General features: G+C 66.5%; 16 protein-coding genes. 9 read left to right on the forward strand and 7 right to left on the reverse strand.

The annotated features are described in order from the left end of the window. Nucleotides 1-386: 386 nt before the first annotated feature. The 6 genes from AB0J58_RS41575 to AB0J58_RS41600 form a co-directional block, all read right to left on the reverse strand. The gene (locus AB0J58_RS41575; RefSeq protein ID WP_364226621.1) at nucleotides 387-2,963 is read right to left on the reverse strand and encodes a valine--tRNA ligase; all 2,577 of its coding nucleotides are present in this window, start codon (nucleotides 2,961-2,963) and stop codon (nucleotides 387-389) included. 206 nt (nucleotides 2,964-3,169) lie between these two features. Then, nucleotides 3,170-4,450: an ATP-dependent Clp protease ATP-binding subunit ClpX gene (gene clpX, locus AB0J58_RS41580; RefSeq protein WP_030917736.1), complete on the reverse strand. Its 1,281-nt coding sequence runs from the start codon at nucleotides 4,448-4,450 to the stop codon at nucleotides 3,170-3,172. A 192-nt stretch (nucleotides 4,451-4,642) separates the two neighbouring features. After that, entirely contained in the window at nucleotides 4,643-5,287 is a 645-nt protein-coding gene (locus AB0J58_RS41585) for an ATP-dependent Clp protease proteolytic subunit (protein WP_030917740.1), read from the reverse strand. An 11-nt stretch (nucleotides 5,288-5,298) separates the two neighbouring features. Continuing rightward, nucleotides 5,299-5,892, reverse strand: coding sequence for an ATP-dependent Clp protease proteolytic subunit (locus AB0J58_RS41590; RefSeq protein ID WP_051752985.1), 594 nt, complete (start codon nucleotides 5,890-5,892; stop codon nucleotides 5,299-5,301). Nucleotides 5,893-6,453: 561 nt separating this feature from the next. Further along, nucleotides 6,454-7,839, reverse strand: a complete 1,386-nt coding sequence (gene tig / locus AB0J58_RS41595; protein ID WP_364226624.1) for a trigger factor — start codon at nucleotides 7,837-7,839, stop codon at nucleotides 6,454-6,456. Nucleotides 7,840-8,048: 209 nt separating this feature from the next. After that, nucleotides 8,049-8,915 (reverse strand): helix-turn-helix transcriptional regulator, encoded by an 867-nt coding sequence (locus tag AB0J58_RS41600; protein ID WP_364226627.1) that lies wholly within the window; start codon nucleotides 8,913-8,915, stop codon nucleotides 8,049-8,051. Between the two features lie 243 nt (nucleotides 8,916-9,158). On the opposite strand from AB0J58_RS41600, the gene AB0J58_RS41605 reads away from it, so the two are divergent. Next, nucleotides 9,159-9,668, forward strand: a complete 510-nt coding sequence (locus AB0J58_RS41605; RefSeq protein ID WP_245651726.1) for an ATP-binding protein — start codon at nucleotides 9,159-9,161, stop codon at nucleotides 9,666-9,668. Between the two features lie 514 nt (nucleotides 9,669-10,182). Continuing rightward, nucleotides 10,183-11,016 carry a hypothetical protein gene (locus AB0J58_RS41610; protein WP_364226630.1) on the forward strand — a complete coding sequence of 278 codons (834 nt, stop codon included), beginning with the start codon at nucleotides 10,183-10,185 and terminating at the stop codon, nucleotides 11,014-11,016. A gap of 56 nt (nucleotides 11,017-11,072) precedes the next feature. On the opposite strand, the gene AB0J58_RS41615 is transcribed toward AB0J58_RS41610, so the two are convergent. Then, nucleotides 11,073-11,741: a GntR family transcriptional regulator gene (locus AB0J58_RS41615; protein ID WP_364226633.1), complete on the reverse strand. Its 669-nt coding sequence runs from the start codon at nucleotides 11,739-11,741 to the stop codon at nucleotides 11,073-11,075. Between the two features lie 370 nt (nucleotides 11,742-12,111). On the opposite strand from AB0J58_RS41615, the gene AB0J58_RS41620 reads away from it, so the two are divergent. From AB0J58_RS41620 to AB0J58_RS41650, 7 genes are all read left to right on the forward strand, one after another. Continuing rightward, nucleotides 12,112-12,282, forward strand: coding sequence for a hypothetical protein (locus AB0J58_RS41620; RefSeq protein WP_364226636.1), 171 nt, complete (start codon nucleotides 12,112-12,114; stop codon nucleotides 12,280-12,282). 207 nt (nucleotides 12,283-12,489) lie between these two features. After that, a complete protein-coding gene (locus AB0J58_RS41625) occupies nucleotides 12,490-12,846 on the forward strand; it encodes a WhiB family transcriptional regulator (RefSeq protein ID WP_364226638.1) in 357 nt (118 codons plus the stop codon). A gap of 1 nt (nucleotide 12,847) precedes the next feature. Next, a complete protein-coding gene (locus AB0J58_RS41630) occupies nucleotides 12,848-12,994 on the forward strand; it encodes a hypothetical protein (protein WP_364226641.1) in 147 nt (48 codons plus the stop codon). Next, nucleotides 12,994-13,164: a hypothetical protein gene (locus tag AB0J58_RS41635; RefSeq protein WP_364226643.1), complete on the forward strand. Its 171-nt coding sequence runs from the start codon at nucleotides 12,994-12,996 to the stop codon at nucleotides 13,162-13,164. The genes AB0J58_RS41630 and AB0J58_RS41635 overlap by 1 nt, the downstream gene beginning before the upstream one ends. A 17-nt stretch (nucleotides 13,165-13,181) precedes the next feature. Beyond that, nucleotides 13,182-13,634 carry a transcriptional regulator gene (locus tag AB0J58_RS41640; protein WP_364226645.1) on the forward strand — a complete coding sequence of 151 codons (453 nt, stop codon included), beginning with the start codon at nucleotides 13,182-13,184 and terminating at the stop codon, nucleotides 13,632-13,634. A 17-nt stretch (nucleotides 13,635-13,651) separates the two neighbouring features. Further along, on the forward strand, nucleotides 13,652-14,731 hold the full coding sequence (locus AB0J58_RS41645; protein ID WP_364226648.1) for an RNase adapter RapZ: 1,080 nt from the start codon (nucleotides 13,652-13,654) through the stop codon (nucleotides 14,729-14,731). Nucleotides 14,732-14,757: 26 nt separating this feature from the next. After that, on the forward strand, nucleotides 14,758-14,931 hold the full coding sequence (locus AB0J58_RS41650; protein WP_364226651.1) for a hypothetical protein: 174 nt from the start codon (nucleotides 14,758-14,760) through the stop codon (nucleotides 14,929-14,931). Nucleotides 14,932-15,076 lie beyond the last annotated feature (145 nt).

Raw genomic sequence — 15,076 nt, forward strand, 5'->3', positions numbered from 1 at the left:
TTGCCGGTTTTCCGACCATCGACTCGAACCCGCCGAATCCGCTAGGATTGCGACCACCCTGTCTCCAGGGCAACCCCTCTAACTTACTCCAACATTCGGTCGATGTCCAACTTGTGCAGACACGCCCGATTCGCCAGATTTTCAGAGGGGGCTGCAGGACTCTGCCCTGCCTGAAGAACTCTAGCAGCCTCCTGGGGCCACCATGACCAACTTCCTGGTAACAACTAGGTCTTCCCTGAGACTTCAGCTCTCAAACACGAGCACCCGGAGTCAGGAGACTCCGGGTTCTCGCTTCACTCCGACTTCCTGACCTGTGCCGTTCTCCTCCCAGCCGCCGGCTGGGATCCTCAGGTCAGGGCTCACGCCCTGCTCTAGAACTCAGGCCGTCAGCCCGTCGGCAACGCCGCCAGCTGAGCGAGCAACCGCGCGATGTCCTGGTCGGCCTGCGCGGCACGGGATCGCACCTTGGCCACCACATCGTCCGGCGCCTTGGCCATGAACTGCTCATTGCCGAGCTTGGCCGCGACCTGGGCCGCCTCCTTGCGCGCCACTGCGAGATCCTTCTCCATGCGCTTACGCTCGGCGACCACATCGATCGCCCCCGCCGTGTCGATCTCCACGACGACCCCGCTCACATCGAGATGGGCGGTCGCGGCGAACGAGTCGGACGGCTGGTCGAGCCGGAGCAACGACCGGATCGCCCCTTCGTGAGAGGCCAGAGCCGTACCGGCGAGCGAGAGCCGCGCGGCGACCCGCTGCCCTGGCTTGAGGCCCTGGTCGGAGCGGAACCTGCGCACCTCGGTGATCAGCCCCTGCACCGCGATGATCTCCTCCTCCGCCGAGGGATCACGCAACGATTCCTGGACCGTCGGCCATGGCGCGACCACGATCGACTCGTGCCCGGTGACCGCCCGCCACAGTTCCTCGGTGACGAACGGGACCAGCGGGTGGAGCAGACGGAGCAGCGAGTCGAGGACATGACCCAGCACGAGCCGGGTGTGCTCCTGCCCGGAGGCGATCTGGATCTTGGCGAGTTCCACGTACCAGTCGCAGACCTCGTCCCACGCGAAGTGGTAGAGCAGGTCGGAGATCTTGGCGAACTCGAAGTCCTCGAACGCGGCGTCCACCGACGCGACGATCTCCTGGAGCCTGGACAGGATCCACCTGTCGGCGGCGGTCAGCTCCTCGAACGGAAGCTCACCCGTCACGGCACCGTTCATCAGCGCGAAACGAGTGGCGTTCCAGATCTTGTTACAGAAGTTGCGCGACCCTCCTGCCCATTCCTCGCTGATCGCCACGTCGGAGCCGGGGTTGGCGCCACGCAGCAGCGTGAAACGGGTGGCATCGGCCCCGAAGCGCTCGATCCAGTCGAGCGGGTCGACGACGTTGCCGAACGACTTCGACATCTTCTTGCCGTACTGGTCCCGGACCATGCCGTGCAGAGCCACGGTCCGGAACGGCGGCTCGCCGTCCATCGCGTAGATGCCGAACATCATCATCCGGGCGACCCAGAAGAACAGGATGTCGTAGCCGGTCACCAGGACGGAGGTCGGGTAGAACTTCGCCAGCTCGGGTGTCCTGTCCGGCCAGCCGAGAGTGGAGAACGGCCACAACCCGGAGGAGAACCAGGTGTCGAGGACATCGGGGTCCTGGACGTAACCATCGGGCACCTGCTCGTCGGGACCGACGCAGACGACCTCACCGCCGGGGCCGTACCAGACCGGGATACGGTGCCCCCACCACAGCTGCCGGGAGATGCACCAGTCGTGCATGTCGTCGACCCAGTCGAAGTAGCGCTTGGCCAGCTCCGGCGGGTGGATCTTCGTCCGGCCGTCACGGACCGCATCGCCCGCCGCCTTCGCCAGGGGCGAGACGTTGACGAACCACTGGAGTGAGAGCCGTGGCTCGACCACGGTCTTGCAGCGTGAGCAGTGCCCGACGGAGTGAAGGTAGGGGCGCTTCTCCGCCACGATCCGCCCCTCGGCGCGTAGCGCGGCCACCACCGCGGGCCTGGCCTCGAAGCGGTCGAGCCCCTGGAACGGGCCGTGGGTCGTGACCACACCGCGCTCGTCCATGATCGTCAGGGACGGCAGCGAGTGGCGCCGTCCGATCTCGAAGTCGTTCGGGTCGTGCGCCGGAGTGACCTTGACCGCCCCGGTGCCGAAGGCCGGGTCGACGTGCTCGTCGGCGACGATCGGGATGAGACGTCCGGTGAGCGGTAGCTCCACTTCCCTTCCGATCAGGTGCGCGTAGCGCTCGTCGGAGGGGTGCACGGCCACGGCGGTGTCACCGAGCATCGTCTCGGCCCGAGTCGTGGCGACCACGATGGAGTCGTCACCGTCGCCGTAACGGATCGAGACGAGCTCGCCCTCGTCCTCGCTGTGCTCGACCTCGATGTCCGAAAGCGCGGTCAGGCAGCGCGGACACCAGTTGATGATGCGCTCGGCGCGGTAGATGAGCCCGTCGTCGAAGAGCCTCTTGAAGATCGTCTGGACGGCGCGGGACAGTCCCGGGTCCATGGTGAAGCGTTCGCGTGACCAGTCGACGCCATCGCCGAGCTTCTTCATCTGGCCGAGGATCCGGCCACCGGACTCCTCCTTCCACTGCCAGACCCGCTCGACGAACGCCTCGCGGCCGAGGTCGTGCCGGGACAGGCCCTCCTTGGCGAGCTCGCGTTCGACGACGTTCTGGGTGGCGATGCCGGCGTGGTCCATGCCTGGCAGCCAGAGTGTCTGCTGGCCGCGCATGCGGGCGCGCCTGGTCAGCGCATCCTGGATCGAGTGGTCGAGTGCGTGGCCGATGTGCAGGACACCGGTCACGTTCGGCGGAGGCAGGACGATGCTGTAAGGCTCGCGCTCGCCGCTCGGATCAGCGGTGAAGTATCCCTCCGATACCCAGCGCTCGTAGCTCCGGGTCTCCACGTCGGCAGGTGTGTACTGGGTGGGCAGCTCTGGCGTCGTCACGATGTCCAAGTCTAGGGATGTCCGCGCACTCGATGTTCCCCCGCCGAAGAGTCGCGACGTATTCCCCCACCCCGCGGACCGGCTGCTGAAATCGTCCGGCGAACGCGCCACCGGCCGACCCGGCGGAAACCAGCGGAAACAGCGACGCCCCCGCAGGATCTCCCTGCGGGGGCGTCAGCCGTGAAAACCGGTTCGCTCAGGCTGGATCACGCGGACTTCTCGCGCGGCGGCCGCTGCTGCTTGTTGAGCTGGTCACGCGGCACGAGCGTGGGGTTGACGTGTTCGAGAACCGACTCGCGGGTGATGACGACGCGCGCCACGTCCTGCCGCGACGGCACCTCGTACATCACCGAGAGGAGAACCTCCTCCAGGATCGCTCGCAGGCCACGGGCACCGGTGCCGCGCAGGATCGCCTGGTCCGCGATCGCCTCAAGCGCGTCGTCTGTGAACTCGAGTTCGACATTGTCCAGCTCGAACAGGCGCCGGTACTGCTTGACCAAGGCGTTGCGCGGCTCGGTGAGGATCTGGATGAGCGCCTCACGGTCAAGGTTGTGAACGCTCGTGATGACCGGGAGCCGGCCGACGAACTCGGGGATCATGCCGAACTTCAGCAGATCCTCGGGCATGACGTCTCCGAAGATGTCGGAGCTGTCGATGTCCTCCTTGGAACGGATGATGGCGTTGAAACCGATGCCCTTGCGGCCGATCCGGGATTCGATGATCTTTTCGAGGCCGGCGAAGGCCCCACCGCAGATGAACAGCACGTTGGTGGTGTCGATCTGGATGAACTCCTGGTGCGGGTGCTTACGGCCGCCCTGCGGCGGCACACTCGCGGTCGTGCCCTCCAGGATCTTCAGCAGGGCCTGCTGCACGCCCTCACCGGAGACGTCCCTGGTGATCGACGGGTTCTCGCTCTTACGAGCGATCTTGTCGACCTCGTCGATGTAGATGATGCCGGTCTCGGCCTTCTTGACGTCGTAGTCGGCGGCCTGGATCAGCTTGAGCAGTATGTTCTCGACGTCCTCGCCCACGTAGCCCGCCTCTGTCAGGGCTGTGGCGTCGGCGATGGCGAACGGAACGTTCAGCATCTTCGCCAACGTCTGGGCGAGCAGCGTCTTACCGGAACCGGTCGGGCCCAGGAGCAGGATGTTGGACTTGGCCAGTTCAATGCCGTCGTCACGCCCGCGCTCGCCGGACTGCACCCGCTTGTAGTGGTTGTAGACCGCTACGGAGAGAGCCTTCTTCGCCTGGTCCTGACCGATGACGTAGGCGTCGAGGAATTCGTAGATCTCCCTCGGCTTGGGAAGGCTGTCCCACTTGAGCTCAGAGGACTCGCTGAGCTCTTCCTCGATGATCTCGTTGCAGAGGTCAATGCACTCATCACAGATGTATACGCCGGGTCCGGCGATGAGCTTCTTGACTTGCTTCTGGCTCTTTCCACAGAAAGAGCACTTCAGCAGGTCTCCCCCGTCGCCGATGCGTGCCACCCCAGATACTCCTTTGCGTGGGACCGCCCTGGCTGCCGCGGTCCGTTTCTTCCGACCGGCCCGATACCCGATCGAAAAGTCATCCCGCTTAGGTTTCGACGTTACCGTCTTCTGAGCCCTCAGTGAGCCCCCTAGCGGCGAGTCGCACCGGAACGTGCCCGATTCGGCACGGTTCCGGTGCGATATGCCTCGTTAGGAGGCTACGGCCTTCGCGAGCTTCTTGCGGGACGGGATGATGTCGTCGATCAGCCCGTACTCCTTGGCCTCCACGGCATCAAGGATCTTGTCCCGTTCGATGTCCTTGCGGACCGCCTCCGGCGCCCTGCCCGAGTGCTGAGCGATGATGCTCTCCATCTGGGCGCGCATCCTGAGGATCTCGCGCGCCTGGATCTCGATGTCGCTTCCCTGGCCGCCCCCCTCGGTGGAGGGCTGGTGGATCAGCATGCGGGCGTTCGGCAGGGCGAAGCGCTTGCCGGGCGTGCCGCCGGCCAGCAGGACCGCCGCCGCCGAGGCCGCCTGGCCCAGACAGACCGTCTGGATCTCCGGCCGGACGAACTGCATCGTGTCGTAGATCGCCGTCATGGCGGTGAAGGAACCGCCCGGCGAGTTGATGTAGATGCTGATGTCACGGTCGGGGTCGAGCGACTCCAGGGTCAGCAACTGCGCCATGACGTCATTGGCCGACGCGTCGTCCACCTGCACACCGAGGAAGATGATGCGGTCCTCGAAGAGCTTGGCGTACGGGTTCATCTCCCGCACGCCGTAGGACGTGCGCTCACTGAAGGACGGAAGAACGTAACGGCCGTTGATGTCTCCCGGCCGGATCAACTCACTCACCTTGTGCCCCTTCAGGAGACGGCGCCCGTGGAGGGCACCTGTCGAGCGCTGCGCACGACCTGGTCGATGAAGCCGTAGTCCTTGGCCTCCTCGGCCGTGAACCAGCGGTCACGGTCGGAGTCGGCCTCGATCTGCTCCAGGTTCTGACCGGTGTGGAACGCGATGCGCTCGGCGAGGGTCTTTTTGACATATAGCATCTGCTCAGCCTGAATGGCGATGTCGGCTGCGGTGCCGCCGATGCCACCGGACGGCTGGTGCATCATGATGCGGGCGTGCGGCAGGGCGTAACGCTTGCCCCGCTCGCCGGCGCAGAGCAGGAACTGGCCCATGGAAGCGGCCAGACCCATCGCGACCGTGCACACATTGTTAGGCACGTATTCCATCATGTCGTAGATCGCCATTCCGGCGGTCACGGAACCGCCTGGCGAGTTGATGTAGAGCCAGATGTCGCGCTCTGAGTCGTCCGCGGCGAGCAGCAGCAGCTCGGCGCAGATTCGGTTGGCGATCTCGTCGTTGACCTGGGTGCCCAGCACGATGATGCGCTCACGCAGCAGCCGCTGGTAGAGCTGGTCTTCGAGCCTGAACGAGCCATTCGGCTGGCTCATCGACTCGGGCCCGGAGCCGGTCGGCTGGTAGAAGGTCGGCGGGCTGGTCACAGCGTCACCTTCCGATGCGTCGTAATCGATTGGCTTTGCTTGTGACCTTAACGCGCGCGGCCTACCGGACATGCCCCCTCAACGCGCTGTTCGCTGACGGCGCATGCTGCCCGCCGCCTCCTCACCGCGCCCGGAGCCTCCCGCCGCACGCCTCGGTAAAGGCTCGGAAGCCGGAGCCCGTACGGCGTGTCGGAGCTCCCGGGATACCCGCGCGGACGCCGGAAGCAGATCGAAAGGGCCTCCGGGGCAGAGGAGAGGGGGCCGCGGCTCTCAGCGGGCCCAGGAGCCCGCGGGCTCTCCGGAAAGCGGGAAGAGCCGGAGGAATCCAGGAGAGCGTCAGGGCAGCGCTCTGCGGCGCGCTCACCCCCACGTCGCCCTCGACTCGGCCCCGGAGCGGCCGAAGGCCCTGGCCGGGACCTGGAGAGCGACAGAACGCGGACGCCCCCGTCGCGCTGAGCGCGACGGGGGCGTCCGGGGCGCCCGCCGGGCACCCCTCGCTTCTGCCTGGGGCTACTTCGCGGCGTCAGCCTCGGGGGCCTCCGAAGCCTCGGCGGCCTCCTCGGCCTCCGCACCGTTGATCTCGGTGTAGATGGCCTTGAGGTCGACCTCGTTGCCCGCCTCGTCGGTCACCTTCGCGGCATCGCCGATGACGCTCTTGGCCTTGTCACGGACGATCTCAACCATGGCCAGCGTGAGCTGGTCGTTGTCGGCCAGGTGCTGGGCCAGCGTGTTGGGCGCGACGTTCATCTGCATGGCGCGGCGCACCACGAAGTTGGTCAGCTCCTGCTCGCTGACGCCGAGCTCCTCGCTCTTGACGATCTTGTCGAGGACGAAGCCCGTCTTGAGTGCCTTGGCGGCGCTCTCGTCGAACTCGGCGAGGCGCTCCTCCTCGGTGGTCTGGTAGAGGCGGAAGAACGCCTCCTTGCTCAGGCCACTCTCGGCGATCTGGTGCTCAAGGTTGTGCTTGCGGTTGTCGACCTCGGCCTTGAGCGCGCTCTCCGGCAGCGGAATGTCGATCTTGCCGAGCAGGGCGTCGAGCGCGTTCTCGCGGGCCTGGACGACCTGCTCGATCAGCTTGTTGCGGCGGGCCTGCTCGCTGATGCTCGCCTTGAGCTCGTCAAGGGTGTCGAACTCGCTGGCGAGCTGGGCGAACTCGTCGTCAAGCTCGGGGAGGACCTTCTCCTTGACGCTCTTGACGGTGATGGTGACCACGGCCTCCTCGCCGGCGTTCTCGCCGCCGACCAGGTTGGTGGTGAACTCCTTGGTGTCACCGGCGGACAGGCCGACCAGGGCGTCGTCCAGGCCCTGCAGCACCGAACCGGCACCGACCTCGTAGGAGACGTCGTTGGCCTGCTGCTCCTCGATGTTGACACCGTCGATCGAGGCGGCCAGGTCCATGACGACGAAGTCGCCGGCGGCGGCGGCGCGCTCGACGCCGGTCAGCGTGGCGAAACGCTGGCGCAGGCCGTCCAGTTGGGTGTCGATGTCGGAGTCGGAGACCTCGGAGACCGGAACGGTCACCTCGAGGCCCTGGTAGTCGGGGACGTCGAACTCGGGGCGGATGTCCACCTCGGCGGTGAACTCGACCTGCTGGCCGTCCTCGATCTTGGTGACCTCGATCTCCGGCTGGCTGACCGGGAAGATCTCACTCTCGTCGACGGCCTGGCCGTACAGCTTGGGCACCGCGTCATTGAGGGTCTCCTCCAGCACCACCGCGCGGCCGAAGCGCTGCTCGATGATGCGGGCCGGAACCTTGCCGGGGCGGAATCCGGGGACGCGCACCTGCTGCGCGACCTTCTTGTACGCCGCCTGCAGGCTCTCCCCGAGCTCCTCGAACGGCACCTCGACGGTAAGCCTTACCCGGGTCGGGCTGAGCTCCTCCACAGCGGTCTTCACGGGGTCGTCTCCTTGATCAAACTTCGAGTGATCGCGGGCGCGCCAAGTCGTAGCGGCTATCGCGGCAAGCTCTCGCGCCGCGCCCACATGAGTGGCACCTGGCACAGCCATCGAGACGTGCGAGATTAGGGCACGCTCCACTGCGGCGGGTGTTCAGCGCCGCAGGCCAGTCTAGAGCAGAGCGGCACCATGGAGCGACCAATGGCCGCTCAGTCCTCTTTGATGATCCGCCGCAGGATGTCGTTCGTCTCGCCGGGGGTGGTGCTGACCGCGCACAGCCGCTCCATGACCTCGCTGTAGCGGTCGACGTCCTCGCGCTTGTCCAGGTAGAGGGCGCTGGCCAGCTGCTCGACGTAGACCACGTCCGGGAGCTCGCTGTCGTTGAAGCGGAGCACACTGAAGGCACCGCCCTCCGCGCTGTGGCCGCCGAAGCTGAAGGGCATCACCTGGATCGTGATGTTCGGCTGCCGCATGAGGTCGAGCAGGTGCTCCAGCTGTGCCCGCATGACGTCCGCACCGCCGATGGGACGTCGCAGCGCGGCCTCGTCGATGACGGCCCAGAAGAACGGGCCGTCGGACCGCCTGAGCACCTGCTGGCGCTCCATCCGCAGATCGACCCGGCGGGTGATCTCGTCGGGCGCTATGCCGGCGCTCCCCGCGGTGATGACCGCCCTGGCGTACTCCTTCGTCTGCAGCAGGCCCGGCACGAACTGCACCTCGTACGTACGGATCCGGGAGGCTGCCTCCTCCAGGCCGACGTACGTCTGAAACCATGAGGGCAGCAGGTCGTTGAACCGGTGCCACCAGCCGGGCTCGTTGGCTCTGAGCAGCAGATCCATGATCGCCGACCGGGCGCGGTCGTCCTCCACCCCGTAGAAGGTGAGCAGATCCGCCACATCGCGCTCTCTCAGGCCAACCCGGCCGAGCTCCATCCTACTGATCTTGGATTCGGATCCGCGGATCAGATGGCCTGCCTCCTCTCGCGAGAGCCCCTTGGCCTCGCGCAGACGACGCAGTTGGGAGCCTAAGAGGATACGCAGAGCTGTGGGACCTGATCCCGGTTGAACCTGCGCCACTTCGCCTCCCTCTCTACTTGGGCCAGCGCACACAGTGTCACTACTTCCGGCCGCTATGACAAGGTCTCAAGTCACTGCCCAATTCGCCAAGTCGCCGCCCCAACCATCCATGCTGCTGCACATTGCAACTGCACGTGCATTTGGGTCTTGCAGCAGACGTTCCGGTGACCCATGATGGCTTAGTGCATATTGGGCTTATGGTGCACAAGCTCTGAAAACTCTCACATGGTACGGAGACTCACGATGACAGCGGGAGGTACCGGCAGGATGGTGGAGGAGCCAAAATCGGCTGCCGACTACCTGCAGGCGACCCGCGAGGTGAGCTTTGACGAGCTGCTCGAGGCCAACCAGTCCGACGCCACCGCGTGCCCGCTGCCCAGTCAGGCCGACTCGGTGAAGACCGCCCGGGACGTGACACGCTCGACGCTTCGCGACTGGGGACTGGCGGAACTCAGCGATGACGCAGCGCTAGTGGTTTCGGAACTCGTCACCAACGCGGTCCGTTACGCACTGTGCCCGCCCGGCCAGCCGGGGATCACCCCGATCACGCTCGTCCTGCTGCGTCTCTCGCCCCACGTGCTCCTGGCCGTGATGGACCCCAGCAACGAGGTTCCGACCCCCAAGGAGCCGGACTTCATCTCGGAGAACGGCCGGGGTCTCTACATCGTGGAGACCTACAGCCAGGGCTGGGGCTGGGACTACCTCAACTGCGGCGGCAAGGCCGTCTGGGCCCTCTTCAGCGCCCACCGCTGACGTTCACCGCGCTCCCGCGCCGCGAGGCGGCCTTCCAGACATCGCGCGCATGCGCCCCGCCTGTCTCGCGTGGCCGGGAACTCGCCCCCCGTACGACGAGAAACCGGGCATCGGTCGGAACCGATGCCCGGCGTGCGTCGGGGTGACAGGATTTGAACCTGCGGCCCCCTGCTCCCAAAGCAATCGATGCGTGATCGTTACCAGCAATCCGGCTTGTATCCACCTGCGTCAACAGTTCTTGGACGTTCGCGAAAGTTCGCGGCCGTTCGCCGCGGTTGTCACTCAGTTCGTCACTCAGAAAGGGTCGGTTGCACCACCACCCAAGGTGGCGCAACCGCCCTTTTTTCGCGCTCCAGGTAAATTTTCCCAGCTCAAGCCACATATGAGGACGCTCGGAGCAAAGAGGCAGTTTCCGGCATAGAAGCTCCGAGACTCGACCGACGCAGCGGAAGACCGGCTTCGGATGCATTGGGATGCGTGGCACGGACGGGTTCGGTGCGGGAAACTCGTCTGCATGGCTCAGCTGGCAATGACATCGGCACGATGGAGTGAACTCACTGCGCTGCTGAACGACGTGCAGCGGCTTCAAGCCGAGTATCCCAAGGTGGCCGAGTACCTGGACATGGCTACAGGGCTGTCAGGGACCGGTGACGTTGAAGCCGACGGGGCGTTTGACCTGCGGTTCGTGCACTACATGACCGGCGGAAGCACCGTGAGCCCGAACCCCTATTGGGACATCGTGGAGCCGTTCGTGTTCGAGCACGAGGGCCGCCAGGTGGTGAACGGTGGTCGAGCGGAAGGAAGCGCGCGACTCGCTTTTGCACAGATGATCCTGCAAGCGACCTACGCCTACGCGGTGCCTTCCCCGCAGACCATCGAATGGATGTCCGGCTTCTGCGTTGATCTCCCAATCGTGGAGCTGGGGGCAGGTCGGGGATATTGGGCCGCACAGCTGGCCCGCTCAGGGCTGACTGTCGAGGCGTACGACCTGGAGCCGCCCAACAGGACCGAGAACGCCTCATTTCTTGGAGTTGCCGGCCAAACGGACGTGTGGCACCCCGTCGGCGATCTAAGTGAGTTCACGGCACGTGCCCAAACAGCGGATCACGTGCTGTTCCTCTGCTGGCCGCCCGGATGGGGCGACACGATGTCATCCGAGGCGCTGGCCTCGTTCGAGAGAGCAGGGGGCGAACGACTCGTCTACATCGGAGAGCCGAAGGGCGGCAAGACCGGTAACGATGCCTTCTTTGACGCCCTCTCGGCGCGGTGGACGCTGGACTCTGTAGATCCACACTTCGTTTCGTGGTGGACGGAGACGGACGTCGCGCAGGGCTGGGTTCGAAGCTAAGAGCGCAGCAAAAAGGGGAGTGCCATCTGTTCGGCACTCCCCTTTTTGCTGCGCCCTTACTGCTTGAGAGCCATGCGGAACACGAACGCGTCGTAGCGGTCCCGCGGGTACGACACATCGGAAATCATGATGACTCGGTCATCGGCGGACAGGAACCGCTGGTGGATCGTCTTGACGAGATCGCCGGGGGGAGTGCGCAGCCACTCGGCGTGAGGCGCTGTCGGGAGCTGGTCGGAGATGGTCTCCTCCAGGAAGGCCGCCCCCGACACATCGGCAACATCCACCGGATGGTAGGTGTCCGAGATCGAGATGGGCCGCCCGTCCTCAGTGGCCCTGGTGATGACGTAGGTGACCAACTCGCCCTCTGAGAGACCGAAAGCCTCCGCGAGTTCGCTGCTGGCAGGGACCTGCTCAACCTCCCGTTCTACCTGGATGTCTCGATCGGATTCGTTCCGGAACGAGCGCTCAGCGCTTTCCATCTGGCGCTCGGGAGAAACGCGAACGAGGTTGGGTCGATCGGCGACGAAGATGCCTCGCCGTTGTACGGATCGAACGAGCCCCTGACTTAGGAGCAGTTCGAGGGCCTTCCGAACCACGATGTTCGACACGCCGTTCTGCTGGGCGATCTCGGGATGGCTCGGTAGTTGCACGCCGGGAGGAAGTTCCCCCGCGCGAATACGTCGGGCGTACTCGCCTGCGATGCGGACGTAGGCCGGTTCTGGCACTTGTTGATCATCCCTTCGACTGCTCTTCGGTGACGCTTCCAGCGTATACGCATCATCGTATACCTAGGGGTTGTGTGTATACGCAGTTGCGTATACGCTCCTGCTTGTGACTCCTCCGCAAGGGCGGGTCACCGGAAGCACTCGGAAGGCGGTCCGACGGGATCGCGCGCCGACGCCGACGAAGCCGCTTCGACCGACGGGCCGAACGCACTCGACGCCTGACAACTTCATGGGTTACCGCCTCCCGCGACAAGGCGGCCCGCGCAGGTCACGACCCTGTGCACCGATCTTTCGTTTACCGAATCCACCTAGGTCGGGGACGGCCCTGCCCGCCCCCTCGATGACCAACCGACGAGCAAGGAGAACGACGATGCTCCCCACCCCCAAGACCAGTCGTTTCGTCCCGTTCCTGCTCACAGCTCTCGCGCTGTTCTTCATCGTCCGGGAGCCCACCCACGCCGCCCAGTTCGTGACAAGCGCCTTCACCGGCCTGATGACGGTCACCGACTCGCTGGTGACCTTCGCCAGCGCCCTCGGCTGATCCCCCACGCAAACGGGGCGACCCCCATCCGCCAAGACACGGGCCGCCCCTTCACTCCTCGACAAGGAGCACAACCAGCATGACCCACCCAACGTCCCCGGCCAATATCTACCGGGACCCCTGCCACTGCTGCGGCGGTGACGGATGGATGACTTCCACCCAGATCTGTGGTGTCTGCGAGGGCACCGGCCAGTGCGGGATGCACCGATGAGCGCCCCCGCGGCCCTGTCCCCCGCCGCTCACCCCTCCCTGATCCTGTTCGACGCCATCACCGCTGGCCTGTCGCGCCAGCTGGCCGAGGGCGCGCTGTGCGGACTGGACCCCGAACTGCACACCGGCCCGGACACCTTCACCTCCGAGCCCGCCGACGAGCAGGCCGCGCGAGAGCAGGTGGCCCGCGAGGTCTGCGCCGAGTGCCCGGTCCGCCAGCTGTGCCGAGACCGCGCGCTGCTTCTGCGCCCCGACCGCGGAGTGTGGGCCGGTCTCACCGCCTCCGAGATCAACGGCCTGGCCGACCTGCTGGCCACCTTCGGACTGATCGAGCAGCGGATCGAGGTGGCCTGACATGAGCCGCTACCAGTGCCCGCTGTGCTCGGGCATCCACCGCAGCGAGGACCTGGCGCGCTGCCCGCTGCACACCTACGGCTACGACCCGGCCTGTGAGAACTGCCGAGACGCGGTCGCCCTGATCCCGTGCGGGGGTGGCCAGTGATGGGCCGCTTCCAGTGCATCGACTGCGAGCACGAGCACGGCACCGCCACCAGCTGCCCGCGCTGCCGTACGCGGCGCGGCCAGGTGGAGCTGTGCCGCTCCCACGGTGCCCGGCACGTCTCCCGCTGCGGCACCTGCCGCACCTTGGCCCGCTCCCACTCCGGTTTCTAGCCCCACAGGTGAACCTCATGACCAGCAATCTCGCCACCTTCGCCGCGGTATTCGCGGCCCTGTTCGCCGCCCACTCGGTTGGTGACCACTGGGTGCAGACCCACGGCCAGGCGTGCGCCAAGGGAGCCCCCACCACCGCCGGACGGCTGGCCTGCGTCCGGCACGTGGCCACCCTCACCGCCACCAAGACCGCCGCCCTAGCCGCACTCGCCCTGATGACCGGCCTGACCCTGCACCCGATCACGTTCCTCGCCGGGCTGGGGGCGGACGCCCTCTCGCACTACTGGGCCGACCGGCGCGTCACCCTCGCCACGCTGGCCGAGCGCCTGGGCAAGAGCGACTTCTACCGCCTCGGCGCCCCCCGCCCCGGAACCACCGACGCCCCGCACCTGGGCACCGGCGCCTATGCCCTGGATCAGTCCTGGCACATCGGATGGCTGTTCATCGCTGCCCTGATCATCGCCGCCTGACCTGCAACGGAGACGACATGAACGAGAACACCCACCCCCGCACCTACACCCACCCCGACGTACTCACCCGAGGCGTCGCCGAAGGGTGGGCCGACCCGCAGACCGACCCCACCCGCATCGACTGGCCCGCCCGCCAGGCCGCTGCCGTGATCCCCTTCGCCGTGGTGGACGGTCGCCCGGTCAGCCCCGGCGCGCCGACCGGTATTCGCTACGGCCGCAACGAGCTGGGCCACTGGGGAGAGCAGGTCTGCGCCGACGCCATCGTGACCGCCACCGACGAGTACGGACACCGCTGGCTGGTCATGGTCGAGCGCGGCGACGGCCACGGCTGGGCACTGCCCGGCGGCACGGTGGACCCCGGAGAGAACCCGGCCCATGCCGCGGCCCGGGAATTGGGCGAGGAGACCGGCCTGTTCCTGGGCGGCGGCGGAAACTTCCAGCCCCTTGCGGCCCGTCACGTCCCCGACCCCCGTGCCTCTGATGAGGCGTGGATGGTGACCGTCCCTGCCTGGGACCACTTGGGGGCCGTTGCCTGCGGCAACCTGCCCGCCGTGACAGGGGCCGACGACGCCGCCCGTGCCGCGTGGGTGCGTGCCAACAGCTACGACGCCCTGGCCGCTTATCTGGAGGCGACGTATGGCGGGAGGGTGTTCGCCGCGCACGTGGACCTGTTGCGCGACGTCCTCGACCGGCCCGCCCTCGCCACCTCCGCTCCTGTGCAGGTCCTCATCACCTCCTTCGGCTACGGCCACAGCCCCGCCCCGCAGGCCGATGTGACCATCGATGCCCGCCGTAACCTGCGCAACCCTCACCACGATCCCGCCATGCGTCAGCTGACCGGCCTTGACCCCGCCGTTCGCCGGCACGTGCTGAACACCCCCGGTGCCCGGCCGCTGATCTGCCACACCGCCTCGACCGCTCGCGCCCTGGCCGCTCTCGCCTGCCTCGATCGGCCGGTCACCATCGCCACCGGGTGCGTCGGTGGGCGCCACCGCTCGGTGGCGCTGGCCGAGGAGATCGGTCAGGCCCTGCGCGCCCAGGGCATCGCGGTCGGCATCGAGCACCGCGACGTCACCAAGCCCGTCATCCAGAAGTAGCACGAGCGATCAAGGAGTAAGCCGACATGGGTAAGAAGACCGACTTCGCGGTGTACCGGACGAACCGCGATGCGCAGTACACGATGGCCTACAACTGCGGCGACTGCGGCCAGCCGGTCGTGGGCTACAGCGACGATGCCTATGGCCTGTTCGTGGGGACCTGCGGCAACGGCCACCGCTCGACGGTGATGGCCAGCTGATGAGCCGCATCCGCGCCCGCTTCTGGGACCCCACCGGCCAGAGGTACGGCATCCCTACCTACCCCTGGCGGATGTCGCCGCCGCACCTGCTGACCCGCCGCCAGCTGACCGCCGCCGGGCTGCGGCCCGGCGGGCAGGGCGTGCA

The organism is Streptosporangium sp. NPDC049644, from assembly GCF_040675205.1.
Lineage (GTDB): Bacteria > Actinomycetota > Actinomycetes > Streptosporangiales > Streptosporangiaceae > Streptosporangium > Streptosporangium fukuiense.

Bases quoted from the DNA above. Each gene is read 5' to 3' on its own strand.
- AB0J58_RS41590 (WP_051752985.1), bottom strand. From the start codon at position 5,892: ATGAGCCAGCCGAATGGCTCGTTCAGGCTCGAAGACCAGCTCTACCAG.
- AB0J58_RS41605 (WP_245651726.1), top strand. From the start codon at position 9,159: ATGACAGCGGGAGGTACCGGCAGGATGGTGGAGGAGCCAAAATCGGCT.
- AB0J58_RS41610 (WP_364226630.1), top strand. From the start codon at position 10,183: ATGGCTCAGCTGGCAATGACATCGGCACGATGGAGTGAACTCACTGCG.
- AB0J58_RS41620 (WP_364226636.1), top strand. From the start codon at position 12,112: ATGCTCCCCACCCCCAAGACCAGTCGTTTCGTCCCGTTCCTGCTCACA.
- AB0J58_RS41625 (WP_364226638.1), top strand. From the start codon at position 12,490: ATGAGCGCCCCCGCGGCCCTGTCCCCCGCCGCTCACCCCTCCCTGATC.
- AB0J58_RS41630 (WP_364226641.1), top strand. From the start codon at position 12,848: ATGAGCCGCTACCAGTGCCCGCTGTGCTCGGGCATCCACCGCAGCGAG.
- AB0J58_RS41635 (WP_364226643.1), top strand. From the start codon at position 12,994: ATGGGCCGCTTCCAGTGCATCGACTGCGAGCACGAGCACGGCACCGCC.
- AB0J58_RS41640 (WP_364226645.1), top strand. From the start codon at position 13,182: ATGACCAGCAATCTCGCCACCTTCGCCGCGGTATTCGCGGCCCTGTTC.
- AB0J58_RS41645 (WP_364226648.1), top strand. From the start codon at position 13,652: ATGAACGAGAACACCCACCCCCGCACCTACACCCACCCCGACGTACTC.
- AB0J58_RS41650 (WP_364226651.1), top strand. From the start codon at position 14,758: ATGGGTAAGAAGACCGACTTCGCGGTGTACCGGACGAACCGCGATGCG.